Annotated in this window: 20 protein-coding genes; 15 read left to right on the plus strand and 5 right to left on the minus strand. The window is 57.2% G+C overall.

Annotated elements, in window-relative coordinates; genetic code table 11:
* The first annotated feature begins 299 nt into the window (after nt 1-299).
* The 3 genes from map (at nt 300) to dapC (ending at nt 5075) form a co-directional block, all read left to right on the plus strand.
* Complete coding sequence (map, locus tag GHN86_RS21515) at nt 300-1082, plus strand: type I methionyl aminopeptidase (protein ID WP_153382419.1); 783 nt, start codon at nt 300-302, stop codon at nt 1080-1082.
* Between the two features lie 64 nt (nt 1083-1146).
* Nucleotides 1147-3849: a [protein-PII] uridylyltransferase gene (locus GHN86_RS21520; protein WP_153382421.1), complete on the plus strand. Its 2703-nt coding sequence runs from the start codon at nt 1147-1149 to the stop codon at nt 3847-3849.
* 26 nt (nt 3850-3875) lie between these two features.
* Nucleotides 3876-5075, plus strand: coding sequence for a succinyldiaminopimelate transaminase (gene dapC, locus GHN86_RS21525; protein WP_153382423.1), 1200 nt, complete (start codon nt 3876-3878; stop codon nt 5073-5075).
* A 120-nt stretch (nt 5076-5195) separates the two neighbouring features.
* On the opposite strand, the gene GHN86_RS21530 is transcribed toward dapC, so the two are convergent.
* Entirely contained in the window at nt 5196-6842 is a 1647-nt protein-coding gene (locus tag GHN86_RS21530; protein WP_153382425.1) for a Na+/H+ antiporter, read from the minus strand.
* 231 nt (nt 6843-7073) lie between these two features.
* Between GHN86_RS21530 and GHN86_RS21535 the strand changes: the two genes are divergently transcribed.
* Genes GHN86_RS21535 through GHN86_RS21550 form a run of 4 tightly spaced genes read left to right on the plus strand, consistent with a single transcriptional unit; the run spans nt 7074 to nt 10183 of the window.
* Complete coding sequence (locus tag GHN86_RS21535; protein ID WP_323369555.1) at nt 7074-7436, plus strand: ArsC family reductase; 363 nt, start codon at nt 7074-7076, stop codon at nt 7434-7436.
* A 45-nt stretch (nt 7437-7481) separates the two neighbouring features.
* Nucleotides 7482-8516 (plus strand): 2,3,4,5-tetrahydropyridine-2,6-dicarboxylate N-succinyltransferase, encoded by a 1035-nt coding sequence (gene dapD / locus GHN86_RS21540; RefSeq protein ID WP_153382427.1) that lies wholly within the window; start codon nt 7482-7484, stop codon nt 8514-8516.
* A 57-nt stretch (nt 8517-8573) separates the two neighbouring features.
* A complete protein-coding gene (locus GHN86_RS21545; protein ID WP_153382429.1) occupies nt 8574-9779 on the plus strand; it encodes an aminotransferase class V-fold PLP-dependent enzyme in 1206 nt (401 codons plus the stop codon).
* Entirely contained in the window at nt 9776-10183 is a 408-nt protein-coding gene (locus tag GHN86_RS21550; RefSeq protein WP_153382431.1) for a SufE family protein, read from the plus strand. Before GHN86_RS21545 ends, GHN86_RS21550 begins: the two co-directional genes overlap by 4 nt.
* 52 nt (nt 10184-10235) lie before the next feature.
* Here GHN86_RS21550 and tcdA read toward each other — a convergent pair whose 3' ends face one another.
* The gene (tcdA, locus tag GHN86_RS21555; protein WP_153382433.1) at nt 10236-11093 is read right to left on the minus strand and encodes a tRNA cyclic N6-threonylcarbamoyladenosine(37) synthase TcdA; all 858 of its coding nucleotides are present in this window, start codon (nt 11091-11093) and stop codon (nt 10236-10238) included.
* Nucleotides 11094-11354: 261 nt separating this feature from the next.
* Between tcdA and GHN86_RS21560 the strand changes: the two genes are divergently transcribed.
* The 4 genes from GHN86_RS21560 to GHN86_RS21575 all read left to right on the plus strand — a co-directional run bounded on the left by GHN86_RS21560 (nt 11355) and on the right by GHN86_RS21575 (nt 16474).
* Nucleotides 11355-13946, plus strand: coding sequence for a glycosyltransferase (locus tag GHN86_RS21560; RefSeq protein ID WP_153382435.1), 2592 nt, complete (start codon nt 11355-11357; stop codon nt 13944-13946).
* 107 nt (nt 13947-14053) lie between these two features.
* Nucleotides 14054-15205, plus strand: a complete 1152-nt coding sequence (gene dapE, locus GHN86_RS21565; RefSeq protein ID WP_153382437.1) for a succinyl-diaminopimelate desuccinylase — start codon at nt 14054-14056, stop codon at nt 15203-15205.
* Nucleotides 15205-16014 (plus strand): putative RNA methyltransferase, encoded by an 810-nt coding sequence (locus GHN86_RS21570; protein ID WP_153382439.1) that lies wholly within the window; start codon nt 15205-15207, stop codon nt 16012-16014. Before dapE ends, GHN86_RS21570 begins: the two co-directional genes overlap by 1 nt.
* Nucleotides 16015-16093: 79 nt before the next feature.
* Nucleotides 16094-16474, plus strand: coding sequence for a hypothetical protein (locus GHN86_RS21575; protein WP_153382441.1), 381 nt, complete (start codon nt 16094-16096; stop codon nt 16472-16474).
* Nucleotides 16475-16581: 107 nt separating this feature from the next.
* On the opposite strand, the gene GHN86_RS21580 is transcribed toward GHN86_RS21575, so the two are convergent.
* On the minus strand, nt 16582-16791 hold the full coding sequence (locus tag GHN86_RS21580; protein WP_122782437.1) for a cold-shock protein: 210 nt from the start codon (nt 16789-16791) through the stop codon (nt 16582-16584).
* 239 nt (nt 16792-17030) lie between these two features.
* Between GHN86_RS21580 and plsB the strand changes: the two genes are divergently transcribed.
* The 3 genes from plsB (at nt 17031) to GHN86_RS21595 (ending at nt 20409) form a co-directional block, all read left to right on the plus strand.
* On the plus strand, nt 17031-19526 hold the full coding sequence (gene plsB, locus GHN86_RS21585; RefSeq protein WP_153382443.1) for a glycerol-3-phosphate 1-O-acyltransferase PlsB: 2496 nt from the start codon (nt 17031-17033) through the stop codon (nt 19524-19526).
* Nucleotides 19527-19671: 145 nt separating this feature from the next.
* Nucleotides 19672-19836, plus strand: a complete 165-nt coding sequence (locus GHN86_RS21590) for a hypothetical protein (protein ID WP_153382445.1) — start codon at nt 19672-19674, stop codon at nt 19834-19836.
* Nucleotides 19837-20007: 171 nt separating this feature from the next.
* Nucleotides 20008-20409 (plus strand): YbaY family lipoprotein, encoded by a 402-nt coding sequence (locus GHN86_RS21595; RefSeq protein WP_153382447.1) that lies wholly within the window; start codon nt 20008-20010, stop codon nt 20407-20409.
* 197 nt (nt 20410-20606) lie between these two features.
* Here GHN86_RS21595 and GHN86_RS21600 read toward each other — a convergent pair whose 3' ends face one another.
* Together GHN86_RS21600 and GHN86_RS21605 are read right to left on the minus strand one after the other, a co-directional pair.
* Nucleotides 20607-23672, minus strand: coding sequence for an efflux RND transporter permease subunit (locus GHN86_RS21600; RefSeq protein ID WP_153382449.1), 3066 nt, complete (start codon nt 23670-23672; stop codon nt 20607-20609).
* Nucleotides 23673-23677: 5 nt separating this feature from the next.
* Complete coding sequence (locus GHN86_RS21605) at nt 23678-24778, minus strand: efflux RND transporter periplasmic adaptor subunit (protein WP_153382450.1); 1101 nt, start codon at nt 24776-24778, stop codon at nt 23678-23680.
* 90 nt (nt 24779-24868) lie between these two features.
* Here GHN86_RS21605 and GHN86_RS21610 point away from each other — a divergent pair, with 90 nt between their 5' ends.
* Nucleotides 24869-25507: a TetR/AcrR family transcriptional regulator gene (locus GHN86_RS21610; protein WP_153382452.1), complete on the plus strand. Its 639-nt coding sequence runs from the start codon at nt 24869-24871 to the stop codon at nt 25505-25507.
* Nucleotides 25508-25622: the final 115 nt, after the last annotated feature.

A 25622-nucleotide genomic window follows, 5' to 3' on the forward strand; every position in this document is an offset into this window, starting at 1 on the left:
CCGGCATCCATGCCGGTCGACCCACTCCGCGAAACCTCCTCTCGGCCTCCCGACGGGGCGGCAGATCAAGATCAAAATCCAGATCACAAGCAGATCGCAAGCTGCGCGTAAGACCCGCCCCCCTTTTGCGCGAGCCTTGGAATAGAGCCAGAATGCCCCACTCTATTAATAAAGACGATGGCGCCTGGCCCATGATTAACGCCGGTCGTCTGTTAGAATCGCGTTTTTATGAAGGTGTGCAGACTGCAAAGCACACCAGTAACCCAGTTGATGAGCGCTAACGCGCGAAGAGAGCCTGTATGACCGTCACACTCAAAACCCCAGAGGACATCGCAAAAATGCGTGTCGCCGGCAAATTGGCCGCCGAAGTGCTGGAAATGATCGCCGAGTACGTCAAGCCGGGCGTCACGACTGAAGAGCTGGATCGCATTTGCCATGACTATATCGTCAATGTGCAAAAGGCCATCCCTGCCCCGCTCAACTATAAAGGCTTCCCAAAGTCGATCTGCACGTCGATCAATCATGTGGTTTGCCACGGCATACCCGGCGACAAGGCCTTGAAAGACGGCGATACCCTGAACATCGATGTCACTGTGATCAAAGACGGCTACCACGGCGACACTAGCCGCATGTTCCACGTCGGCAAAGTGCCGGTCTGGGCCGAGCGCCTGTCGCAGGTGACTCAGGAATGCATGTACAAAGCCATTGAAATCGTTAAACCCGGCTGCCGCTTGGGCGATATCGGTGAAGTGATTCAGAAGCACGCTGAGAAGAACGGTTTCTCCGTTGTTCGTGAATTCTGCGGTCACGGCATCGGCAAGGTGTTCCACGAAGAGCCGCAAATCCTGCACTACGGGCGCGCAGGCACGGGCATGGAACTCAAAGCCGGCATGACGTTTACCATCGAGCCGATGATCAACCAGGGCAAAGCCGACACCAAAGTGCTGGGCGATGGCTGGACCGCAATCACCAAGGACCGCAAGCTGTCCGCGCAGTGGGAACACACCCTGCTGGTGACCGAAACGGGCTATGAAATCTTCACGTTGCGCAGCGATGACACGATCCCGCGCGTTTCCGGCTGATCCACCGCTTCGCTGACACGCGCCTCTTATAAACGAACGTATTTATCCCAAGGAAAGCCGATCGATGCCGCAGGTGGATCCCGAACTTTTTGACCGCGGCCAGTTCCAGGCCGAACTGGCGCTAAAGGCAAGCCCCATTGCCGCTTTCAAAAAGGCGATCCGCCAGGCACGCGAGGTGCTCGATCAACGCTTTCGCAAAGGGCGCGATATTCGACGCCTGATTGAGGATCGCGCCTGGTTTGTTGACAACATCCTGCAGCAGGCCTGGGATCAGTTCAGTTGGAGCGAACAGGCCGATATCGCACTGGTGGCCGTGGGTGGCTATGGCCGTGGCGAACTTCACCCCTACTCCGATATCGACCTGCTGATCCTGCTCGAGGACGACGACCACGAGATATTTCGTGACTCCATTGAGCGCTTTCTGACACTCCTTTGGGACATTGGCTTGGAAGTCGGCCAGAGTGTGCGCTCGGTGAACGAGTGCGCCGAACAGGCCCGCGCTGACCTGACCGTCATCACCAACTTAATGGAAAGCCGCACCGTGGCGGGCCCTGAACGCCTGCGCCAGCGCATGCTGGAGGTCACCAGCACCGCCCACATGTGGCCCAGCAAGGAGTTCTTTCTGGCCAAACGTGCCGAGCAAAAAGCACGGCACCACAAATACAACGACACCGAGTACAACCTGGAACCCAACGTGAAAGGTTCACCCGGTGGCCTGCGCGATATCCAGACCATTTTGTGGGTAGCCCGGCGCCAATACGGCACGCTCAACTTGCGGGCTCTGGCCAATGAAGGCTTTCTGGTCGAAAGCGAGCACGCCCTGCTCGCGTCCTCGCAAGAGTTCTTGTGGAAGGTTCGCTATGCCCTGCACATGCTGGCCGGGCGAGCTGAAGACCGCCTTTTGTTTGACTATCAACGCAGTATTGCCGAGCTGCTCGGCTTCACGGGCGAAGACACCAAACAGACCATCGAAAACTTCATGCAGCAGTACTACCGCGTGGTCATGAGCATTGCGCAGCTGAGTGACTTGATCATTCAGCATTTCGAAGAAATCATTCTGGCCCCGGATGACGAAGCGCCGCCAACGCCGATCAATTCACGCTTCCAGCTGCACGACGGCTATATAGAAGCCACCAGCGATCATGTGTTCAAACGCACGCCGTTTGCGATGCTTGAAATTTTTCTGCTGATGGCCCAGCACCCGGAAATCAAAGGCGTACGCGCTGACACCATTCGCTTGTTGCGCGAACACCGCTATTTGATCGACGACGATTTTCGCAACGACATACGCAACACCAGCCTGTTTATCGAGCTGTTCAAATGCAGAATCGGCATCCACCGCAATCTGCGCCGGATGAACCGTTACGGCATTCTGGGACGCTACCTGCCCGAGTTCGGTTTTATCGTGGGGCAGATGCAGCACGACCTGTTCCACATCTATACGGTCGATGCCCACACCCTCAACCTGATCAAGCACCTGCGCAAGTTGCAGTACACCCAGGTCTCGGAGAAATTTCCGCTGGCCAGCAAGTTGATGGCCAAGCTGCCCAAACCCGAGCTGATATACCTCGCCGGGCTGTATCACGACATCGGCAAAGGCCGCCACGGCGACCACTCCGAAATTGGTGCAGTTGATGCTGAAGCGTTCTGCATTCGTCACCACTTGCCTCAGTGGGACACACGCCTGATTGTATGGCTGGTGCAAAATCATCTGGTCATGTCGACCACCGCTCAGCGCAAAGACTTGTCGGACCCTCAGGTGATCCACGACTTTGCACAGTTTGTAGGCGATGAAACGCATCTCGACTACCTGTATGTGCTGACTGTCGCCGACATCAACGCCACCAATCCGACGCTGTGGAACTCCTGGCGCGCCAGCCTGTTGCGCCAGCTCTACACCGAAACCAAGCGCGCCCTGCGCCGAGGCCTGGAAAACCCGGTTGACCGCGAAGAGCAGATCCGCCAGACACAGCGTGCTGCGCTGGACATTCTGGTGCGCAATGGCAATGACCAGGATGACGTCGAACAACTTTGGTCACAGCTGGGCGATGACTACTTTTTGCGCCACACCTCTGCCGATGTGGCCTTGCACACCGAAGCCATCCTGCAACAACCCAGTGATGGCGGACCGCTGGTCCTGATCAAGGAAACCACCCAGCGCGAATTTGAGGGCGGCACACAGATTTTCATCTACGCGCCCGACCAGCATGATTTTTTCGCCGTGACCGTGGCCGCGATGGATCAGCTCAACCTGAACATCCATGACGCGCGCATCATCACCTCCAGCAGCCAGTTCACCCTCGACACCTACATTGTGCTCGACAATGACGGGGACTCGATCGGCAACAATCCCGAGCGTATAGAGAAAATCCGCAGAGGCTTGACCGAGGCCCTGCGCAACCCGGACGACTACCCCAACATCATTCAACGCCGGGTGCCGCGCCAGCTCAAACACTTCGCTTTCCCGCCACAAGTGACCATTCACAATGATGCGCAGCGTCCGGTAACCGTGCTGGAGCTCAGCGCACCCGACCGCCCCGGACTGCTGGCGCGTATTGGCATGATCTTTCTGGAATTCGACCTGTCGCTGCAAAACGCCAAGATCGCCACGCTGGGCGAGCGCGTTGAAGACGTCTTTTTTATAACCGACGAAAACAATCAGCCCTTGTCTGACCCACAGCTGTGCATGCGCTTGCAGGAAGCCATCGTTGAACAGCTGACCGTCGACAAAACCTCATCCCCTGAAGCCTGGCGCCTGAGTATCTGAGCGCCGCTGAGTGAGACCCGCACCCGATGAACAACGCTCTAAACCAGTTACAGCCTTACCCGTTCGAAAAACTGCGCGCCTTGCTTGGCAGCGTGCAGCCCAACGCCGACAAACGCCCGATTGCGCTGTCGATTGGCGAACCTAAACACCGCTCACCCGAGTTCGTCGCTAAAGCTTTGGCCGACAACCTTGACCAAATGGCGGTCTACCCGACCACTCTGGGCATTCCAGCCCTGCGTGAAGCCATCGCGGGTTGGGCAGAGCGCCGCTTTAACGTACCTGTAGGCTGGCTCGACCCGGCGCGCAACATCCTGCCGGTCAATGGCACCCGTGAAGCCCTGTTCGCTTTCACCCAAACCGTGGTCAACCGCGCGGAAGACGGGCTGGTAATCAGCCCGAATCCGTTCTACCAGATCTACGAAGGCGCAGCGTTTTTAGCCGGAGCGACCCCGCATTACCTGCCTTGCCTGGCAGAACACGGCTTCAACCCGGACTTCGACGCCGTATCGCCTGAGACCTGGAAGCGCTGCCAGATTTTATTCCTGTGCTCGCCGGGCAACCCGACCGGTGCATTGATCCCGCTGGACACACTTAAAAAGCTGATCGCACTGGCTGACGAACACGACTTCGTGATCGCCGCAGACGAATGCTACAGCGAGCTATATTTCGACGAGAACACCCCTCCTGTAGGCCTGCTCAGCGCCTGCGTGGCGTTGGGGCGTGAAGATTTCAAACGTTGCGTGGTATTCCACAGTCTGTCCAAGCGCTCTAACCTGCCGGGCTTGCGCTCAGGGTTTGTCGCGGGCGATGCCGAGATCCTCAAGGCATTCCTGCTGTACCGCACCTACCACGGCTGTGCGATGCCGGTGCAAACCCAACTGGCCAGCATTGCCGCCTGGAACGACGAAGCCCACGTGCGCACTAACCGTGATCTTTATCGCGAGAAGTTCGATGCCGTGCTGGAGATATTGACGCCCGTGATGGACGTACAGCGCCCGGATGGCGGTTTTTATCTGTGGCCAAAGGTTGAAGGCGACGATGCCGAGTTTTGCCGCGACCTGTTCGCGCAAGAACACGTGACCGTGGTGCCGGGTTCGTACCTGTCCCGTGACGTTGAGGGCTTCAACCCCGGTGCAGGCCGAGTGCGCATGGCACTGGTTGCACCGTTGGCAGAATGCGTCGAAGCCGCTGAACGGATTCGCGACTTCATCCTGCGTCGCCGCTAAACGCTTGTACATGTAGTCGCTGGCGAGGAACGAAGACTGCGATCGACGATGTAAACCGATCGCAGCCTCGTTCCTCGTCAGCGACTACCAGACGTGCCCGCCAACAGAGTAGAAGCGAACCTACTTAACCGTTCCCAGATTCGCTTCGCTCAAATCCAAATCACGCAGAATCTCGCCCAGCACCTCATCACCAATTTCATGATGACGACGCAAACTGTACAGCTCCAGGCGTTGCGCCCTAAGCGCCTTGAGACGCAGACGGCCTTCCAGCTCATCCATTTTCGACGCCAATGCCTGCGCTTCTGCCGAATCATTGAACACGTCGAGCTGATGACGGTACTCAGACATGATCCGCGCCTTCAACTCTGACGCCAACGCTGCCTGAGCCGCATCCGGCTGGTCGTTGGGGTCAACCACCTCTTCAGTTTCCAGCGCATGAATGGCCGCCTCGGCTGTACGGCGCCACGCCTCACGCACTTCGTTGCGCATCGCATCATCCGAAGTTTTGGAAATGCCGCGCAACAAAAGCGGCAACGCGATGCAGGCCACGATCAACGACAACAGAATCACACCCGCCGCAATGAAGATCAGCAGTTCACGCTCAGGGAAATCGAGGCCTTCGTTGATCAATAAGGGAATCGACATCACGCCCGCCAGCGTGACCGCACCGCGCACACCGCCCACGGTCAGGATCCAGCAAGAGCGTGCGGTTGGCACCATGGTCAGCTCTTGCTTGCCGCGCCAGCGGCGTAGTAAACCGGACAAGCGCCAAATGCTCTGCACCCAAATAAAGCGCAAGGCAATCAGCACCAGAAATATCACCACCACATCCAGGCAGCGATACATCAGCGTGGGCCAAAGATGGGTTTCCAGGCTGACAACAGCCTTGACGATATCGGGCAGTTGCAGGCCCAACAGCAAAAAGATCAGACCGTTAAAGGCAAATTCCAGAAGCGACCACACACTTCGATTCAGCAATCGCGTACTGGTCTGGCGCGGTAGCAAATCCAGCCAGCTCTGCATCATCCCCGCCGCAACGGCGGACAAAATGCCCGAGGCGCCCAAACGCTCAGCCAGCACATACGCCGCAAAAGGCAGCAGTAACATAAATACCACGTGGGTCGCCGGGTCATCCCAGCCGCGAGCAATCATCCACGAACGCATGCGTCCCACGACCCAGCTCAACGCCACCCCGATGGCAAGACCACCGCAGGCCACCAGCAGGAAAGTGACACTGGCGTTGGCCAGCGAAAAAACGCCGGTAATGGCGGCCACCAACGCGAACTTGAAGGTCACCAGGCCGGTCGCGTCATTCATCAACGCTTCGCCTTGCAGCATATGCATCAACGGCGCGGGCAATCGGCTTTGCGCAATCGCCGAAACGGCCACGGCATCGGTAGGCGACAACACGGCGGCCAGTGCAAAGGCCACAGGCAATGGAATAGTCGGCAACAACCAGTGAATAAAGTAGCCGGCGCCCACGACCGTAAACAGCACCAGTCCTACCGCCAGCGTCAAAATCGGTCCGCGCAAGCGCCAAAACTCACGCTTGGGAATGCGCCAGCCATCCGAAAACAGCAAAGGTGGCAAGAATAGAAACAGGAATAACTCCGGGTCCAGCGCCACGTGCAGGCCCAGGGTTGGCCAGGCCAGCACGGCCCCGGCGGCAATCTGGACCAGCGGTAATGGCAGCGGGATAACACGCCCCAATAAACGCGAGACTCCCACCAACATCAACAAGATGAGGACGGTATAGGCGGTTTGCATATCAACAGGTTTCCCAAACAATCAGCGTTCAACTAGACACAGCTAGCAACATTTTGGCATTGCAGGCCATAGTAGCGTTTTACGGAACAACCCGAGCCTGAACAAAAGTAGCAGTGCGACGACATGTCACAAGTCCGTGCCAAGCTTGCAGGCAGGCACGCCCAAGGCGGCTGCTCGTGGCATAATCCGTCACCGCTCATTTCAGGCATCTCCACAGGAGGGGCAATTTCAGTGACCGAATCAGACAAAACGTTGCACCTTTTCGGCATCAAAGCCTGCGACACCATGAAAAAGGCTCGCACCTGGCTGGATGAACACGCTGTGCGTTACGACTTTCATGATTACAAGAGCAGCGGTATCGACCGCGAACACCTCACCCGCTGGTGCAACGAGCACGGCTGGAACGTGGTGCTCAATCGCGCCGGTACGACCTTTCGCAAACTCGATGACGAACAAAAAGCCGATCTCGACCAAGCGAAAGCGATTGAACTGATGCTCGCCCAACCCTCGATGATCAAGCGCCCGGTGCTTGAACTCGAAGACAAAACCCTGATTGGCTTCAAGCCAGATCTTTATGCGGCGGCCCTTCTTTAACCTTTGAGCCAAAGCCGCCCATTATTTTTGTAAAGAGGTAATTGCATGTCTACTACCCTGTTCAGCGCAGCCTTCGGCGTCGGCACCCAGAACCGTCAAGGCGCATGGCTGGAAGTGTTCTACGCACACCCCCTGATCAACCCCTCGGCCGAGCTGATCGAAGCCATCGCCCCAATTTTGGGCTACACCGGCGGCAATCAGGCAATCACCTTCACCACCGCTCAGGCCGCGCAACTGGCTGAAGCGCTGAAGCCGGTCGACGCCGCACAAGCAGCGCTGCTGACCCGTCTGGCTGAAAGCCACAAGCCACTGGTTGCCACATTGCTGGCCGAAGACGCGGCGCTGACCTCCACCCCTGAGGCCTACCTCAAGCTGCACTTGCTGTCCCATCGTCTGGTCAAGCCGCACGGCTTGAGCCTGGCAGGTGTGTTCCCGCTGCTGCCTAACGTTGCCTGGACCAGCCAGGGCGCCATCGACCTGAGCGAGCTGGCCGAGCGTCAACTTGAAGCGCGTCTGCGTGGCGATCTGCTGGAAGTGTTCTCCGTCGACAAATTCCCGAAAATGACCGACTACGTTGTTCCGGCTGGCGTGCGTATCGCAGACAGCGCACGCATTCGTCTGGGCGCGTACATTGGCGAAGGCACCACCGTCATGCACGAAGGGTTCGTCAACTTCAACGCAGGCACCGAAGGCCCGGGCATGATCGAAGGCCGCGTTTCGGCGGGCGTGTTTGTCGGCAAAGGTTCGGATCTGGGCGGCGGTTGCTCGACCATGGGCACCCTGTCGGGCGGCGGCAACATTGTGATCAAAGTGGGCGAAGGCTGCCTGATTGGCGCCAATGCCGGTATCGGCATCCCGCTGGGCGACCGCAACACCGTGGAGTCGGGTCTGTACGTGACCGCAGGCAGCAAAGTGGCCCTGCTCGATGAAAACAACCAACTGGTTAAAGTGGTCAAAGCCCGCGAGTTGGCTGGCCAGCCTGACCTGCTGTTCCGTCGCAACTCGGAAACTGGCGCTGTGGAGTGCAAAACCCACAAGTCGGCCATCGAGTTGAACGAAGCGCTGCACGCTCACAACTAAGCGTCTTTCTGCCACTGACGGGGCTGCCTGCAGTCCCGTCATCAGAGCCCGGAACCCATGCTTTTGCCTTCCCCCTGGCGCGCTGACTTTCCAGCCATCGCCGCCTTGCAACGTCAGGACCAGACCTATCTGGACAACGCTGCAACCACGCAAAAACCACAAGCCCTGCTCGACGCATTGACGCACTACTACGCCAACGGCGCAGCCAATGTACACCGGGCCCAACACCTGCCGGGCGCTCTGGCGACCCAGGCCTTTGAAAACACCCGCCACAAGGTGGCGCGATGGCTCAATGCCGGCGACAGCGGACAAGTTGTTTTCACCAGCGGTGCTACCTCGGCACTGAATCTTCTGGCCTATGGCCTGGAGCATCTTTTCAATCCGGGCGATGAGATTGTCATCAGCGCCCTGGAACACCATGCCAACCTGCTGCCGTGGCAACAATTGGCACAGCGCAAAGGCTTGAATCTGGTGGTATTGCCGCTGGAAGACAACGGCACCATTGATTTAAATGCTGCTGCACGACTCATTACCTCGCGTACCCGATTGCTGGCCGTCAGCCAATTGTCCAACGTGCTTGGCGTGTGGCAGCCGCTGCCCGCTCTGCTGGCGCTGGCCAAGGGACACAACGCGATCATCGTCGTCGACGGCGCACAAGGCATCGTTCACGGCCGCCATGACGTGCAAGCGATGGGGTGTGATTTTTATGTATTTTCCAGCCATAAGCTGTACGGCCCCGACGGTCTGGGCGTGCTGTTTGGCCGACATGACGCACTGGGTTGTTTGAAGCATTGGCAATTTGGCGGCGAGATGGTGCAAGACGCTGACTACCATCACGCGACCTTTCGTCCAGCCCCACTGGGCTTCGAAGCGGGTACACCACCCATAGCCAGCGTTATCGGTTTGGGAGCGACCCTGAGCTACCTGAGCAATCTCGATCAACGTGCCGTTGAAACCCATGAAACTGCCCTGCACGCGTTGCTGGTCGATGGCTTAAAGCAGCGTAAAGGCATCCGCCTGCTGGGCTCCCCGCAGGTCGCACTGGTGAGCTTTGTGGTGGAAGGCGTACACAATGCTGATCTCGCCCATCTGCTGACCGAGCAAGGCATTGCCGTGCGAGCCGGGCATCACTGCGCCATGCCACTGCTGCAAAGCCTGCGACTGGCCGGTGCTGTACGTGTTTCGTTGGCGCTTTACAACGATTCAGACGATGTGGAGCGCTTTTTTGATGCCCTCGACAAAGCGCTGGAGCTGCTGCAATGACGTTGCCTGCCCAAGCCCAGGCGGCGCTGGACAGCTTTGCAGGCTGCACCAGTTGGGAGCAACGAGCACGCTTGCTGATGCAGTGGGGCCAGCGTTTGTCGGAGCTTGATGAGCGCGACAAAATCGAGGCTAACCGTGTGCACGGCTGCGAAAGCCAGGTGTGGTTGGTGGGTGAATGCAAGGACGGCCACTGGCAGTTTGCTGCCAGCAGCGATGCCCGGCTGATTCGTGGCCTCGTGGCGCTGCTGCTGGCACGGGTCAATGGCTTGAGTACGCAAGAGTTGAAGCAGGTCGATTTGCCAGACTGGTTCGACCAACTGGGCTTGAGTCGCCAGCTTTCGCCTTCGCGCAGCAATGGTCTGAACGCCGTTTTGCAGCGGATGCGGGAATTGGCGTTGAGCTGAAAGCCCCTCACCCCAACCCTCTCCCAAAGGGAGAGGGGGCTGGTGATCTGCTTTAGCTTTTAGTCCCCTCTCCCTCTGGGAGAGGGCTAGGGTGAGGGTCTTGCTTTGCTTTTACCTTCTCCGAAGGCCGCCGCACCCCCGCCACTATTTTGTCCACCGCCTTGGTCGCCGCGACCATGCCAAACGTGGCCGTCACCATCATCACCGCACCAAACCCGCCCGCACAGTCCAGCTTCACACCGTCGCCGACAAAACTCTTCTGCAGGCAGATACTGCCGTCCGGCTTGGGATAGCGCAGCTGTTCAGTCGAAAACACACACGGCACGCTGTAATGTCGAGTCACGGTGCGTGAAAAACCATAATCACGGCGCAGCGTGGAGCGCACTTTCGAAGCCAGCGGGTCATTGAACGTTCGGTTCAGGTCACATACCTGAATCAGTGTCGGGTCAATTTGCCCGCCTGCACCGCCCGTCGTAATGATCTGAATCTTGCGGCGCTTGCACCAGGCAATTAGCGCGGCCTTGGCATTGACGCTGTCGATGCAGTCAATCACACAGTCCATATCCGGGGTGATGTACTCAGCCATGGTCTCGCGGGTCACAAAGTCCGCCACCGCATGCACGGTGCAATCGGGATTGATCTGACGCAGGCGCTCAGCCATCACCTCGACTTTGTCCCGACCAATGGTCGAGCTCAACGCGTGTAACTGCCGATTGCTGTTGCTGACGCACACATCGTCCAGATCAAACAGCGAAATTTCGCCGACGCCGCAACGCGCTATCGCTTCAGCCGCCCACGACCCGACGCCGCCCACCCCCACGATCGCGACATGCGCAGCCTTCAAGCGCTCCAGGCCTTCAATGCCATATAACCGGGCTACACCGGCAAACCTCGGATCTTCTGTACTCATGACCATCACCCTAAAACCGGCGCGCATTATAGGGGGACTCCATAGCATTGAGTACTTTTCCTACTAAGCCTGCTTTAATAACCTTCAACGTTAGAAGATAAAAGCTACAAGCATTCATAGAGATCTTTAGGCAACTTCACCAACCCTCTCTGGATCAGACGCCCCGTGCTGTACGGTGGGTCAAAGCGCAGTGTAGGATGCGCGCCGCTTGGTCTTTGCCGAACGATCTTCGTTCCACTCCCTTTGGAACCCGAAATAGTTATGTCATCGCGTAAATTTGGACTCAACCTGGTAGTGGTGCTTGCCATCGCTGCACTCTTCACGGGCTTCTGGGCGCTTATCAATCGCCCGGTTTCAGCACCCAACTGGCCCGATCAGATCTCCGGTTTTTCATACTCGCCGTTCCAACAAGGCCAGTACCCACAGAAAGACCAATACCCGTCCGACGAAGAGATGCGTCGAGACCTGGAGATCATGAGCAAGCTCACCGATAACATTCGTACCTACTCGGTAGACGGAACGTTGGGTGATATTCCCAAACTGGCTGAAGAGTTCGGTTTACGGGTGACCATCGGCATTTGGATCAGCCCGGACGAGGAACGCAACGAGCGGGAAATTCAAAAGGCCATAGAACTGGCTAATAACTCGCGCAGTGTTGTACGCGTTGTTGTTGGTAACGAAGCCATCTTCCGTAAAGAAATAACGGCGGATGAGCTGATCAAAATTCTGGATCGCGTTCGAGCTGCAGTAAAAGTGCCTGTGACGACCTCAGAGCAATGGCACATCTGGGAGCACAACCCGCAACTGGCAGATCACGTTGACCTGATCGCCGCGCACATCCTGCCGTACTGGGAATTTATTCCTATGGAGAAAGCAGGCGAGTTCGTACTGGACCGCGCACGCGACCTGAAAAAAATGTTCCCGAAAAAACCACTTCTTCTTTCGGAAGTTGGCTGGCCCAGCAATGGCCGCATGCGCGGTGGCGCCGATGCGACCCAGGCCGATCAGGCGATCTACCTGCGTACCTTGGTCAACACTTTGAACCGTCGTGGCTACAACTACTTCGTGATCGAAGCCTTTGACCAGCCTTGGAAGGCCAGCGATGAAGGCTCGGTGGGCGCGTATTGGGGCGTGTTTAACGCGGCGCGTCAGCAAAAATTCAATTTTGAAGGCCCGGTGGTCGCCATTCCGCAATGGCGCGTTCTGGCGATTGGCTCGGCGGTCATGGGCTTGCTGTCGCTGGCTTTGCTGCTGATCGACGGCTCCGCACTGCGTCAACGTGGCCGTACCTTCCTGACCTTCACTGCCTTTCTGTGCGGCTCGGCACTGGTCTGGATAGCGTACGACTACAGCCAGCAATACAGCACCTGGTTCAGCTTGACGGTAGGAATCCTGCTCGGTCTCGGGGCATTCGGGGTGTTTATCGTCCTGCTGACAGAAGCCCATGAACTGGCTGAAGCGGTATGGATTCGCAAGCGGCGCCGAGAGTTTCTACCCGTCGAAAGCGACGACGCTTATCGCCCGAAAGTCTCGATCCATGTGCCGTGTTACAACGAGCCGCCGGAGATGGTCAAACAGACCCTCGATGCCTTGGCGAACCTCGACTACCCGGACTTTGAAGTGTTGATCATCGACAACAACACCAAAGACCCGGCCGTGTGGGAACCGGTGCGCGATTACTGCGCCACATTGGGCCCGCGTTTCAAGTTTTTCCATGTGGCTCCCCTGGCAGGCTTCAAGGGCGGCGCGTTGAACTATCTGATCCCGCACACCGCGCCGGACGCTGAAGTGATTGCCGTGATCGATTCGGACTACTGCGTTGATCGCAACTGGCTCAAGCACATGGTTCCGCACTTCGCAGATCCGAAAATCGCCATTGTGCAATCGCCGCAGGACTACCGCGACCACAACGAAAGCACGTTCAAAAAGCTTTGCTATGCGGAATACCGAGGCTTTTTCCACATCGGCATGGTGACCCGCAACGACCGTGACGCGATTATCCAGCACGGCACCATGACCATGACCCGTCGCTCTGTTCTTGAAGAGCTTGGCTGGGCGGACTGGTGCATTTGTGAAGACGCCGAATTGGGCCTTCGCGTCTTTGAAAAAGGTTACTCCGCAGCCTATTCCCACAATAGCTACGGCAAAGGGCTGATGCCCGACACCTTTATCGACTTCAAGAAACAGCGCTTCCGCTGGGCCTATGGTGCTATTCAGATCATCAAGCGCCACACCTCCAGCCTCATATTCGGCAAAGATACCGAACTGACCCGAGGCCAGCGCTACCACTTCCTCGCGGGCTGGCTGCCGTGGATTGCCGACGGTATGAATATTTTCTTCACCATCGGTGCCCTACTTTGGTCCGCGGCAATGATCATCGTGCCAACGCGGGTCGATCCGCCGTTGCTGATCTTCGCGATCCCGCCCTTGGCACTATTTGTATTCAAGGTCGGCAAGATCATCTTCCTGTACCGTCGCGCCGTCGGGGTTAACCTCAAAGACGCGTTTGCAGCGGCTCTGGCCGGTTTGGCGTTGTCGCATACCATCGCCAAAGCCGTGTTATATGGCTTCTTCACCAGCAGCATTCCGTTCTTTCGTACCCCGAAGAACGCCGATAATCACGGCTTTTGGGTTGCCATTTCGGAAGCCCGCGAAGAAGTGTTCATCATGCTGTTGCTATGGGGCGCGGCCTTGGGAATCTTCTTCGTCCAGGGTTTGCCGAGCAACGACATGCGCTTCTGGGTGGTGATGCTACTGGTGCAATCGCTGCCGTATCTGGCCGCGCTGATCATGGCCTTTATGTCTTCGTTGCCTAAACCGGTGGAAGCACCTGAGCAGCACCCCGCGACATAAATTAACCGCAACCACTAAACGGCGGCCTCTGGCCGCCGTTTTGCTTTAAGATAACCGCCCTTTTGTGCCCTGCCCGCCCGCACTTGACCCGCTTCGGAGCTCATACCATGACGGCCCACGCCGACCTTTCGCCGACCCTGCAACTTGCCTGCGATCTGATCCGTCGCCCTTCAGTGACGCCCATCGACGCCGATTGCCAGAAGCTGATGATGCAGCGTCTGGGCGATGCGGGCTTTAAGCTGGAGCCCATGCGCATTGAAGACGTTGACAACTTTTGGGCCACTCACGGCAAGCACGACGGCCCTGTGCTGTGCTTCGCCGGCCATACCGACGTGGTGCCGACCGGCCCTGTGCAAGCCTGGCAGAACGACCCGTTTGACGCGCTGATCGACGAACACGGCATGCTCTGTGGCCGCGGTGCCGCCGACATGAAAGGCAGCCTGGCAGCCATGCTGGTGGCCGCCGAGCGCTTCGTCGCCGACTACCCGGATCACAAAGGTTCGGTCGCGTTTCTGATCACCAGCGACGAAGAAGGCCCGGCCCACCACGGCACCAAAGCAGTGGTCGAACGCTTTGCTGCCCGCAACGAACGTCTGGACTGGTGCATCGTTGGCGAACCCTCCAGCACCACGCTGGTGGGCGACGTGGTCAAAAACGGCCGCCGTGGTTCGCTGGGCGCCAAGCTCACCGTTCGCGGTATTCAGGGCCATGTGGCCTACCCGCATCTGGCCAAAAACCCGATTCATCTGGCGGCTCCCGCGCTGGCCGAACTGGCTGCCGAGCATTGGGACAACGGCAATGCGTTCTTCCCGCCGACCAGCTTCCAGATCTCCAACCTCAACTCAGGGACCGGCGCAACCAACGTCATTCCCGGCGACCTGGTGGCGGTGTTCAACTTCCGTTTTTCGACCGAATCCACCGTCGAAGGCCTGCAACAGCGCGTTGCCGACATCCTCGACAAACACGGCCTGGACTGGCACATCGAGTGGGCGTTGTCCGGTCTGCCGTTCCTGACCGAGCCGGGTGCATTGCTTGATGCAGTATCAGCGAGCATCAAACAAGTCACCGGCCGCGAAACCAAAGCTTCCACCAGCGGCGGCACCTCGGACGGACGCTTTATCGCAACCCTGGGCACCCAAGTGGTTGAACTGGGACCGGTCAATGCCACCATCCACCAAGTCAACGAGCGGGTGCTGGCCAGCGATCTCGATGTTTTGACCGAGATCTATTACCAAACCCTGATCAAGTTGCTCGCCTGATGCTTGCCTGCCCCATTTGCAGCGAGCCACTGAGCGCGGTGGAAAACGGTGTTGTCTGCCCGGCCGGCCATCGCTTTGACCGTGCGCGTCAGGGTTATCTGAACCTGTTGCCGGTGCAGTACAAAAACAGCCGCGACCCGGGCGATAACCAGGCGATGGTGGAAGCCCGCCGCGACTTCCTCAATGCGGGCCATTACGCTCCAGTGGCCAAACGCCTGGCCGAGCTGGCCGCCGAGCGCGCGCCACAGCGCTGGCTTGATATCGGTTGTGGCGAAGGTTACTACACCGCTCAAGTGGCCGAAGCCTTGCCCAACGCCGATGGCTACGCGCTGGATATTTCTCGCGAAGCCGTCAAGCGTGCCTGCAAGCGCAACCCGCACCTGACCTGGTTGATCGCCAGCATGGCCCGAGTGCCTCTGGCGGATGCCAGTTGCCAGTTTCTGGCCAGTGTTTTCAGTCCGCTGGACTGGCTCGAAGCCAAGCGTTTACTCAGCCCCGGCGGCGGTTTGATGCGTGTCGGCCCGACTCGCGGCCACTTGATGGAACTGCGTGAACGTTTGTACGACGAAGTACGCGAATACGCCGATGACAAACACTTGGCGTTAGTCCCTGAAGGCATGCAGTTGCAACACAGCGAAACGCTGGAGTTCACGCTGAGCTTGAGCGAGCCTCAGGATCGCGCCAACTTGCTGGCCATGACGCCCCACGGCTGGCGCGCCAGCGCCGAACGTCGCGCGCAAGTGATCGATCACCCGCAGCCTTTAGTGGTGACGGTCTCGATGCGCTACGATTACTTCGTTCTTCAATAATCAATTTACGGCCTGCGGCACACGCTGCAGGCCCGACGAATCCGCGAATGGATTTTTCAGACACGCAATGAGGACATCCATGCGCCAGCCCGATATCGAGATTTACCTGAAAGAGGCTAAGTCTGGTCACGAACACGTTGTTGAATGGCTTTCTGAGGCCCTCGGGCCTTGTACACCCTGGGTGAAAAAGGGTCAGGTATGGAAATGCACCGCAGGTGGCATACCGGTCACCTGGATGCCCAACGCAGTGGGAAAATGGAACAGCTTGTACCTGGAAAGTGACCAAACGCCTTGGGAAGATGACATCGCCTGCGCCAAAGCCGCTTTTGAAGCCCTGAATGTCGAAGTGCGTTGCGCACCGGGCACTTGGGTTGAAGAACAAGGCGAAGCGGATGCCGATCGCTGGATTCGTATCAGCGAAGACGGCGTGGAAGAAATCACCTGGAAAACCAATTCCTGAGGTGTAACCCGTTCTGTAGTCGCTGCCACAGGCTGCGAAAGGACCCAAGGCCTTCAAAGGGCTGCTTCAACCCCTTCGCAGCCTGCGCCAGCGACTTCAGGTTTTGTTTACAGCCCTACCACATCATCCGCTTGCAAACCTTTTTCACCCGTCACCTGGGTGTACTCCACCTGCTGGCCTTCGGCCAGAGAGCGATGGCCTTCACCGCGAATTGCACGGTAATGCACGAACACATCACCGCCACTTTCGCCCTGAATAAAACCGTAGCCCTTGGCGTCATTGAACCATTTCACACTGCCTGTCAAACGCGTAGCCATAGATCACTTCCCCCTTGTTGTTATTAATTGGGCGCATTAATGGCCCGATAAGAACTTTCGCCAGAACTTACCTTTTTCAAATCAGGTCTTACACTGCATAGCGAAAGAGCTTCGAGTATAAGTCAGCTCGAAAAACACTCAATCAATATTACTTCGCTGCTTTTTTGCCGATTTTCCAGAGATACGGCACACTACCGGACCGAGTAAATGCTCGTAAAATCCACTCACGCAGAAGCCGTATGACCCGTTCCCCATTTCGCCGCCTTGTATTTGGCGCTCTGCGTCGCTTGCTGTACCTGTGGGTGCGCTCAGAGACGATCAATCAATCATCGTTGTCGCTCAATCTGGATCGCAGCCGGCCCGTTTTCTACGTCTTGCAATCACCCTCCATCACGGAGTTGGCGGTGGTCGACACCGAGTGCACCAAAGTCGGTTTACCGCGCCCGGTGCTGCCCGTTTCCGTTGGCCCCATGATGGAGCCGGCTGCGTTCTTTTACCTGACCCCCGAACCCGATTGGGTGGGACGTCAAGACAAGCGCGGAGCCCCGCCCACCCTGACCCGCCTGGTAGATGGCCTGACCCTGAACCCAGCCGAGGATGCACAAATCATTCCAGTCAGCGTGTTCTGGGGGCAATCGCCTGACAGCGAGTCCAGCCCGTGGAAATTGCTGTTTGCTGACAGTTGGGCCGTCACCGGGCGCTTGCGCCGGTTGCTGCGCATTCTGATTCTGGGCCGTAAAACTCGAGTGCAGTTTTCGGCACCGATCCATTTACGCGAACTGGTCGACCTCAATAAGGGCCACGAGCGCACCGTGCGTATGGCTCAACGTATTTTGCGGGTGCACTTTCGCAACCTCAAAACCGCCACCATCGGGCCCGACCTGTCGCACCGTCGCAATCTGGTCAAAGGGTTGATCAACGAGCCCGCTGTGCGCCAGGCGATACTGGATGAAGCCGAGCGCGAGAACATCTCGCCGGAAAAGGCCCGTGCCCAAGCGCTGCGTTACGCCAACGAAATTGCGTCGGACTATACCTACACCGCTATCCGCTTTTTTGAAGTGGTGCTGAGCTGGTTCTGGAACAAGATTTACGACGGGGTCAAGCTCAACCATATCGAGGGCGTACAGAATGTCGCTCAAGGTCACGAAATCGTCTACGTCCCGTGCCACCGCAGCCATATCGACTACTTGCTGCTGTCTTACCTTCTCTTTCGCAACGGCCTGACTCCGCCGCATATCGCTGCGGGCATCAACCTGAACATGCCCATCGTGGGGCCTTTGCTGCGCCGCGGCGGAGCGTTTTTCATGCGCCGCACGTTCAAGGGCAATCCGCTGTACACCTCGGTGTTCAACGAATACATGCATACCCTGTTCACCAAAGGCTTTCCGGTTGAGTACTTCGTCGAAGGCGGCAGGTCGCGCACAGGCCGTATGCTGCAACCCAAAACCGGCATGCTGGCGATCACCGTGCGCAGTTACTTGCGTTCATCGCGTATGCCCATTGTCTTTGTGCCGGTCTACATCGGTTATGAGCGAGTGCTCGAAGGCCGTACCTATCTGGGTGAGCTGCGCGGAGCAAGCAAAAAGAAAGAGTCGATATTCGACATGTTCAAAGTGCTGGGCGCCCTCAAGCAAAAGTTTGGTCAGGTCGCCGTCAACTTTGGCGAACCGATCAAGCTCGCCGAGTTTCTGGACAATGAGCAACCGGACTGGCGCCAGCAGGAACTTGCCCCGCTGTATCGGCCACAGTGGTTGAACGCGACCACCCATCGTCTGGGTGAGAAAGTCGCACAAAAACTCAACGAAGCCGCCGCTATCAACCCGGTCAATCTGGTGGCACTGGCATTGCTGTCCACCAGCAAACTGGCGCTTGATGACCGGGCGTTGGCGCGGGTTCTGGATCTGTATCTGGCCCTCTTGCGTCGCGTGCCTTACTCGCCGTACACCACATTGCCTGAAGGCGATGGCCGGGCACTGATTGAACATGTAAAAGGCATGGACTTGCTCTCGGAACAGAGCGATGCACTGGGTAAAATCCTCTATCTGGATGAGCAAAACGCGGTTCTGATGACTTATTACCGCAACAACGTGCTGCATATCTTTGCATTGCCATCGTTGCTCTCAAGCTTCTTCCAGAGCGCCTCGCGCATGACCCGCGAACAAATTCTGCGCTACACCCATGCGCTGTACCCGTACCTGCAATCAGAGCTGTTTATTCGCTGGTCACGCGAGGAGCTCGACGCTGTGGTCGATCAATGGTTAGAAGCCTTTGTCGAACAAGGATTGTTACGTTTTGAAGGCGAGGTGTACCTGCGCCCCGCACCAAGTTCACGCCACTTCGTATTGTTGACCCTGCTGTCCAGAAGTATTGCGCAAACCCTGCAGCGCTTCTACATGGCCATCTCGCTGTTGCTCAACAGCGGCCAAAACACCTTGAGCGCCGAAGAACTGGAAGACCTGTGCACGATGATGGCCCAGCGCCTGTCGATCCTGCACGGCCTCAATGCCCCGGAGTTTTTCGATAAGAGTCTGTTCCGACACTTTATCGAAACCTTGCTTGAGGAGGAGGTATTGCGTCGCGATGCCAACGGCAAGTTGAGCTACCACGAGATGCTGGGGGAATTGGCCGAAGGCGCTGCCAAACGTGTACTGCCCGCCGAGATTCGCCTGTCGATCCGCCAGGTGGCCTTGCACCGCAGCGAAGATGCCGCGGATCAGCCCGAAAACGTCGGATAAGACTGACGAGGGCACTGGGATATTTCTGCACAGACGCATGGAAGCGTCTCTGTCTGATTTAACCTCCTGAACATTCGCTAGGCTGGTTGTATGCCGGTTAGAGCGGCATACAACCTTTTATCAAACAAAGATAAGGACATCTTTTATGACCCAGCAAAACACAAGTGGCGTTCATCGCGGCAATGGGATTAGTCCCGCAACTGGCAACTTTGGTGCGCACAGCAGCACTTCGCAAAAACAGGTCATCGCTAATCCGGTAATCACCATCAATATTGGTGAAATCAAACTATCGGTATTCGCTCAAGCCTGATCCATCAATAAATCAGGGCACGCCAAAGGGGTATTGCCTCACAGTTGGCGTGTTGACGAATTTATCCTCATAACACTCGTCAATGACGGTGCTGACAGAACTTCATGGTAAAAATCTTCTCTGAATAAGGTGCGAACAAACTGCGCCAGAAAAAAACGGAGACGTACACCCATGAAAAAAATTCTATTGCTCGGATTGACGGCATTGCTTGGAGCTTGCAGCACGATGAACGCTACCCCCCACGCCACACTGGATGGCGAAGTGTATTACCTTGAACGTATCGGCCTGCCTAAGACGGCAACTTATGAAGTGAGCCTGCAGGATGTATCTCTTGCCGATGCTCCTGCAGTGACTTTGGCCAAGCAAAGCGGCCAGATAAAAGGCCAGATCCCGCTGCCCTTTCACCTGACCTATGACCCTGCTGAAATCAAGCCGGGCCATCGATATGCGATCAGCGCAAGAATCGAAAACAATGGCCGCCTGTTGTTTATCAACACCGAACACAACGGTGTTGATCTGAACGCCAAGTCATTGCAACCGATTCGGGTGCGCGTCAATCCAGTCGCCAACTGATGACCAAGCTCATACCCTCACCCCAACCCTCTCCCAGAGGGAGAGGGAGCTTGATCTCGGGTGCCGCGTATATTTGCTTTTAGCTTTTGTCCCCTCTCCCTCCGGGAGAGGAGGCTTGATCTCGGGTGCGGCGTAATTTGCTTTTAGCTTTTGTCCCCTCTCCCTCCGGGAGAGGGTTAGGGTGAGGGGACGCTTATCTAAACCTTCTTCACTCTGAACCACGCCGCATACAGCGCGGGCAAAAACAACAACGTCAGCGCTGTCGCCACGATCAACCCTCCCATGATTGCCACCGCCATCGGCCCGAAAAATACGCTGCGGGACAAGGGAATCATTGCCAGCACCGCCGCCAATGCGGTCAGCACTATCGGCCGGAATCGCCGCACCGTGGCGTCAATAATAGCTTGCCAGGTGTCCAGCCCCGCCGCTTTGTCCTGTTCAATCTGGTCAACCAGAATCACCGAGTTGCGCATGATCATGCCCGACAAGGCAATGGTGCCCAGCATCGCGACAAAACCAAAGGGCTTGTCGAACAGCAACAGAAACCACGTCACCCCGATCAAGCCCAATGGCGCGGTGAGAAACACCATGACCATGCGCGAGAAGCTGCGCAGTTGCACCATCAACAAGGTCAGCACCACCACGATAAACAACGGCACTCCCGCTTTTACCGAATCCTGACCCCGCGTGGAATCCTCAACCGTGCCGCCCACTTCCAACAAATAGCCATCAGGCAGTTCAGAACGCACGTCTTCCAGGGTTGGCAATATTTGCGTTACCAGCGTCGCAGGCTGCTCCTTGCCATAAATATCGGCGCGCACAGTCACCGTTGGCAGCCGATTGCGGTGCCAGATAACGCCTTCTTCAAAACCATATTCCAACGTCGCAATGTGCGACAACGCTACGCTCTGACCATTGTCCGTCGGCACCGACAGGCTCGGCAGTAACGACAACTCTGTGCGCTCATGAGCCGTGCCGCGCAACAGAATCTCGATCAACTCGTTATCTTCCCGGTACTGGCTGACCGTAGAGCCGAGTAGCGTGCTTTGCAGGAAGCGCGATACCTGTTTCGTACTCACCCCCAAGGCCCGCGCACGCTCCTGATCGATATTGAGGTACACCACCTTGCTCGGTTCCTCCCAGTCCAGATGAACATTGACCACATATGGGTTCTCACGGACTTTGACCGCCACCTTGCGAGCAAGGGCCCGCACCTCCTCAATATGTTCGCCCGTGACCCGGAACTGAACCGGGTAACCCACAGGTGGACCATTTTCCAGACGTGTCACGCGCGAACGAACACCCGGGAATTGCTCGTTCAGGGTGTCAATCAACCAGGTGCGCAGACTTTCACGGTCTTCAATAGTCTTGGCCAACACCACAAACTGGGCAAAGCTGGCCGCCGGCAATTGCTGATCAAGCGGCAAGTAATACCGGGGTGAGCCTGTCCCCGCATAGGCCACATAGTTGGCAATACCGGGGTGGTCTTTGAGCAGGCGTTCAAGCTGTTTGACCTGATCCGTGGTGTTGCTCAACGAGGCACCTTCGGCCAGTTTCAAATCCACCATCAATTCCAGTCGGCTCGACGCAGGAAAGAACTGCTGTGGAACCAGCTTGAACAGCATGACCGAGCCGATAAACAACAAAACGGTCAGCGCGATCACCGTTTTGCGCCGATCCACACACCACTCCACCACATGTCGTATCCGCTGATAAAACGGCGTCGCGTACGGGTCAGGCGCTCCTGCAGCTGCGCCGTGTTTTTGTGCATGTTTGTTCGCCATGTCCGGCAACAACAAAGCGCCCAGATACGGCACAAACACCACAGCGGCGATCCACGAGGCCAATAACGCAATCGTCACTACCTGAAAAATCGAACGCGTGTACTCACCTGTGCTCGACTGCGCCATGGCAATCGGCAAAAAGCCCGCCGCCGTAATCAGCGTGCCGGTCAACATCGGGAACGCCGTGCTGGTCCATGCAAAGCTTGCCGCCTTGAGCCGGTCGTAGCCCTGCTCCATTTTGATCGCCATCATTTCCACGGCAATGATGGCATCGTCGACCAGCAAACCCAGCGCCAGCACCAGCGCACCCAACGAGATTTTGTGCAGGCCAATGCCAAAATAATGCATCGTGGCGAAGGTCATCGCCAACACCAGCGGTATGGTCAGCGCAACCACCATGCCAGTGCGCACCCCCAACGAGAAGAAACTCACCAGCAAGACAATCGCCAGCGCCTCCACCAACACCTGAACGAACTCACCTACGCTGGTTTTCACCGCCGCCGGTTGATCCGACACTTTGCTCAACACCATCCCGGCCGGCAAGTGTCTGCGGGCCCGTTCAAACTCGGCCTCCAGCGCCTTGCCCAGCACCAGAATATCGCCACCGTCTTTCATCGCCACGGCCAGGCCCAAGGCGTCATTGCCCATAAAGCGCATGCGCGGTGCCGGTGGGTCATTGAAACCACGACGCACATCGGCCACGTCACTGATGTGTAGTGTTCGCTCCCCCACCCTGATCGGGAAGCGCTCGATCTCTTCGACAGTTTTAAAATTGCCGCTGACGCGCAATTGCACGCGCTCGGTTGGAGTTTCAAAAAAGCCCGCTGTCGACACTGCATTTTGTTCTTCAAGGGCGTGTTGCACGGCCGCCAACGGCAAGCCCAGCGTCGCCAGTTTCAGGTTGGACAGTTCGATCCAGATTTTTTCGTCTTGCAGGCCCAGCAGTTCAACCTTGCCGACATCCTTGACCCGTTGCAGCTGGATCTGGATGCGCTCGGCGTAATCCTTGAGCACCGCATAGTCGTACCCTTCGCCGCTCAAGCTGTAGAGGTTGCCGAACGTAGTCCCGAATTCATCATTGAAAAATGGCCCCTGAATATCCGGCGGCAAGGTGTGGCGAATATCACTGATTTTTTTGCGCACTTGATACCAAAGCGCAGGGACTTCGTCCGAGTGCATCGAGTCCCGTGCAATAAAGGTCACTTGCGATTCACCGGGGCGCGAGAACGAGACGATGCGCTCGTACTCGCCAGTTTCCATCAGCTTTTTTTCGATGCGTTCGGTGACTTGCCGCGAGACTTCCTCGGCGGTGGCGCCCGGCCATATCGTGCGAATGACCATGGCTTTGAACGTAAACGGAGGGTCTTCGCTTTGCCCCAGCTTGGTATAGGAAATGCCCCCAACAATGGCCAACAGCAGCATCAGAAACAGCACGATCTGGCGATTGCGCAACGCCCAGGCGGAGAGGTTGAAACCCATCAGGTTTACTCCTTGGCCGCCACGTTGATCGTTCGGTTAGAGCGATCAATTGGCCGCACCTCTTGCCCCGGATGCAACACATGCACACCTGCAGCCACAATCCAGTCGTCGGTCTTGAGGCCTTTGAGCACCGGCACCGTCTTCTCGCCAAACGGGCCGACCTGAACCGGCACCTGCTCCAACGTATTGTCCTGAGTGATACGCCAGACATAGGGTGCACCCTTTTCCGCACTCAAGGCAGACAGCGGCACCGATAAAGCGCTGGCCCCTTCGTCTTGTATATAAACACGAGCACTTTGCCCTAGCTCTGCAGGTACTTTGCCTGCCTGAAACGCAATACGCGCCGCAAAGGTTCTCGATTTTGGATCTGCCGAAGGTGACAGCTCACGAATACGCCCACTGAAATGCTGGCCAGGCTGAGACCACAGTTCTACTGAAACCGGCATCCCTAAGTTGAAACGCGCGAAATCTTGCTCAGGCAAGCTGATCAGCACTTCACGCTCACCATCGGCCGCGAGGGTAAACACGGTCTGCCCGGCGGCCACCACCTGCCCGACTTCGACCTGACGTTGTGCGATGACGCCGTCTTGAGGTGCGCGCAACACGGCATAGCTGGCCTGATTGCTGGCCACATCCTGTTCGGCCTTGAGCTGCTGGAACTTGGCTTCCCCGGAGCGGTAAAGGTTTTCGGCGTTATCGAACTGCGACCGGCTGACCATCTGCCGATCGAGCAAGGTTTTGTAACGATCACGCTCTGCACGCACCAGATTCAAATTGGCCTGACTCGCAGCCACCTGCGCGCGGATCGCTAGCAACTGCAGGCGCACATCTTGCGGGTCCAACTCTGCCAGAGGTTGATCCGCCTTGACCCGCTCTCCCTCGTCGACCAATCGCCGTGTCACTTTTCCGCCGATGCGAAAGGCCAATTGCGGGTCGAAACGTGCGCGCACCTCGCCGGGATAGCTATGACTGGTCAATGCTGAAGGTTGCGGTTGCACCATCAACACCGGGCTAATGCTGACGTGAACTGGCTCCTCTTGCCCGCACGCGGTTAACAGAAACAGCAAAAACACAGGCACGGCGCGGGGCAAGGCGTGGCGCAACATGGAGACGACCTTTCGCAAATAGGACTTGGAATATTTATACTGGGCGGCATGTTATTAATACCAAACTCACCAGTCCAGTAATAAACAGAAATGTCTGACAATCCTTTAGTCCCCAATGCAGCCGGGCGCCCCAAGGACATGGCGAAACGCCACTTAATCCTTGAAGCGGCAAAAACTCTGTTCCTGAGCAAAGGCTTTGCCAGCACCAGCATGGACGCGGTGGCTGGCCTTGCGGGGGTTTCCAAACTCACGGTCTACAGCCACTTCACTGACAAGGAGACGCTGTTCTCGGCGGCGATCCTGGCCAAGTGCTCAGAGCAGTTACCGGAGTTGTTTTTTGAGCTGCCCGTTGGCGCATCCATTGAGACGACGCTTTTAAACATTGGGAAAGGGTTTTACACACTGATCAACAGTGAGGAGTCATTGAACCTGCATCGCCTGATGATGACCTTGGGCAGCCAGGACCCGAAGCTGTCGCAGATTTTTTTTGAAGCCGGGCCTGAGCGGGTCGCGCTGGAGATGGAGCGTCTGTTGAGCAGGATTCATCAGACGGGCGAGTTGCAGATTGAAAAGCCCCTCAATGCGGCGGAACATTTCTTTTGCCTGATCAAGGGCGCGCCTAATTTTCGCCGGTTGTATGGCTATGGTGAACCTTTAAGCGCAGAGGCTGGCGAGGCGCATGTGCAGGATGTGGTGAGTCTGTTTATGCGGGCTTATCGGCCGGTTTGAGACCGCGGCGACTGATGCCCTCACCCCAACCCTCTCCCTGTATGGACCGGGGACATCGCGAACAGAATGTTCGGAGACATAGCGAACAGTTAGCGAAGCGATTTCCCTGATATTA

It is taken from the genome of Pseudomonas helleri, from assembly GCF_009600315.1.
Taxonomy (GTDB): Bacteria; Pseudomonadota; Gammaproteobacteria; order Pseudomonadales; family Pseudomonadaceae; genus Aquipseudomonas; species Aquipseudomonas helleri_A.

Excerpts from the sequence above, each read along its gene's own strand:
- GHN86_RS21570 (WP_153382439.1), top strand. The coding sequence starts at position 15,205 with ATGCTTGCCTGCCCCATTTGCAGCGAGCCACTGAGCGCGGTGGAAAAC.
- dapD (WP_153382427.1), top strand. The coding sequence starts at position 7,482 with ATGTCTACTACCCTGTTCAGCGCAGCCTTCGGCGTCGGCACCCAGAAC.
- GHN86_RS21590 (WP_153382445.1), top strand. The coding sequence starts at position 19,672 with ATGACCCAGCAAAACACAAGTGGCGTTCATCGCGGCAATGGGATTAGT.
- GHN86_RS21605 (WP_153382450.1), bottom strand. The coding sequence starts at position 24,778 with ATGTTGCGCCACGCCTTGCCCCGCGCCGTGCCTGTGTTTTTGCTGTTT.
- GHN86_RS21530 (WP_153382425.1), bottom strand. The coding sequence starts at position 6,842 with ATGCAAACCGCCTATACCGTCCTCATCTTGTTGATGTTGGTGGGAGTC.
- GHN86_RS21550 (WP_153382431.1), top strand. The coding sequence starts at position 9,776 with ATGACGTTGCCTGCCCAAGCCCAGGCGGCGCTGGACAGCTTTGCAGGC.
- GHN86_RS21580 (WP_122782437.1), bottom strand. The coding sequence starts at position 16,791 with ATGGCTACGCGTTTGACAGGCAGTGTGAAATGGTTCAATGACGCCAAG.
- GHN86_RS21520 (WP_153382421.1), top strand. The coding sequence starts at position 1,147 with ATGCCGCAGGTGGATCCCGAACTTTTTGACCGCGGCCAGTTCCAGGCC.
- GHN86_RS21545 (WP_153382429.1), top strand. The coding sequence starts at position 8,574 with ATGCTTTTGCCTTCCCCCTGGCGCGCTGACTTTCCAGCCATCGCCGCC.
- map (WP_153382419.1), top strand. The coding sequence starts at position 300 with ATGACCGTCACACTCAAAACCCCAGAGGACATCGCAAAAATGCGTGTC.
- plsB (WP_153382443.1), top strand. The coding sequence starts at position 17,031 with ATGACCCGTTCCCCATTTCGCCGCCTTGTATTTGGCGCTCTGCGTCGC.
- GHN86_RS21595 (WP_153382447.1), top strand. The coding sequence starts at position 20,008 with ATGAAAAAAATTCTATTGCTCGGATTGACGGCATTGCTTGGAGCTTGC.
- GHN86_RS21610 (WP_153382452.1), top strand. The coding sequence starts at position 24,869 with ATGTCTGACAATCCTTTAGTCCCCAATGCAGCCGGGCGCCCCAAGGAC.
- GHN86_RS21560 (WP_153382435.1), top strand. The coding sequence starts at position 11,355 with ATGTCATCGCGTAAATTTGGACTCAACCTGGTAGTGGTGCTTGCCATC.
- GHN86_RS21575 (WP_153382441.1), top strand. The coding sequence starts at position 16,094 with ATGCGCCAGCCCGATATCGAGATTTACCTGAAAGAGGCTAAGTCTGGT.
- tcdA (WP_153382433.1), bottom strand. The coding sequence starts at position 11,093 with ATGAGTACAGAAGATCCGAGGTTTGCCGGTGTAGCCCGGTTATATGGC.
- dapE (WP_153382437.1), top strand. The coding sequence starts at position 14,054 with ATGACGGCCCACGCCGACCTTTCGCCGACCCTGCAACTTGCCTGCGAT.
- GHN86_RS21600 (WP_153382449.1), bottom strand. The coding sequence starts at position 23,672 with ATGGGTTTCAACCTCTCCGCCTGGGCGTTGCGCAATCGCCAGATCGTG.
- dapC (WP_153382423.1), top strand. The coding sequence starts at position 3,876 with ATGAACAACGCTCTAAACCAGTTACAGCCTTACCCGTTCGAAAAACTG.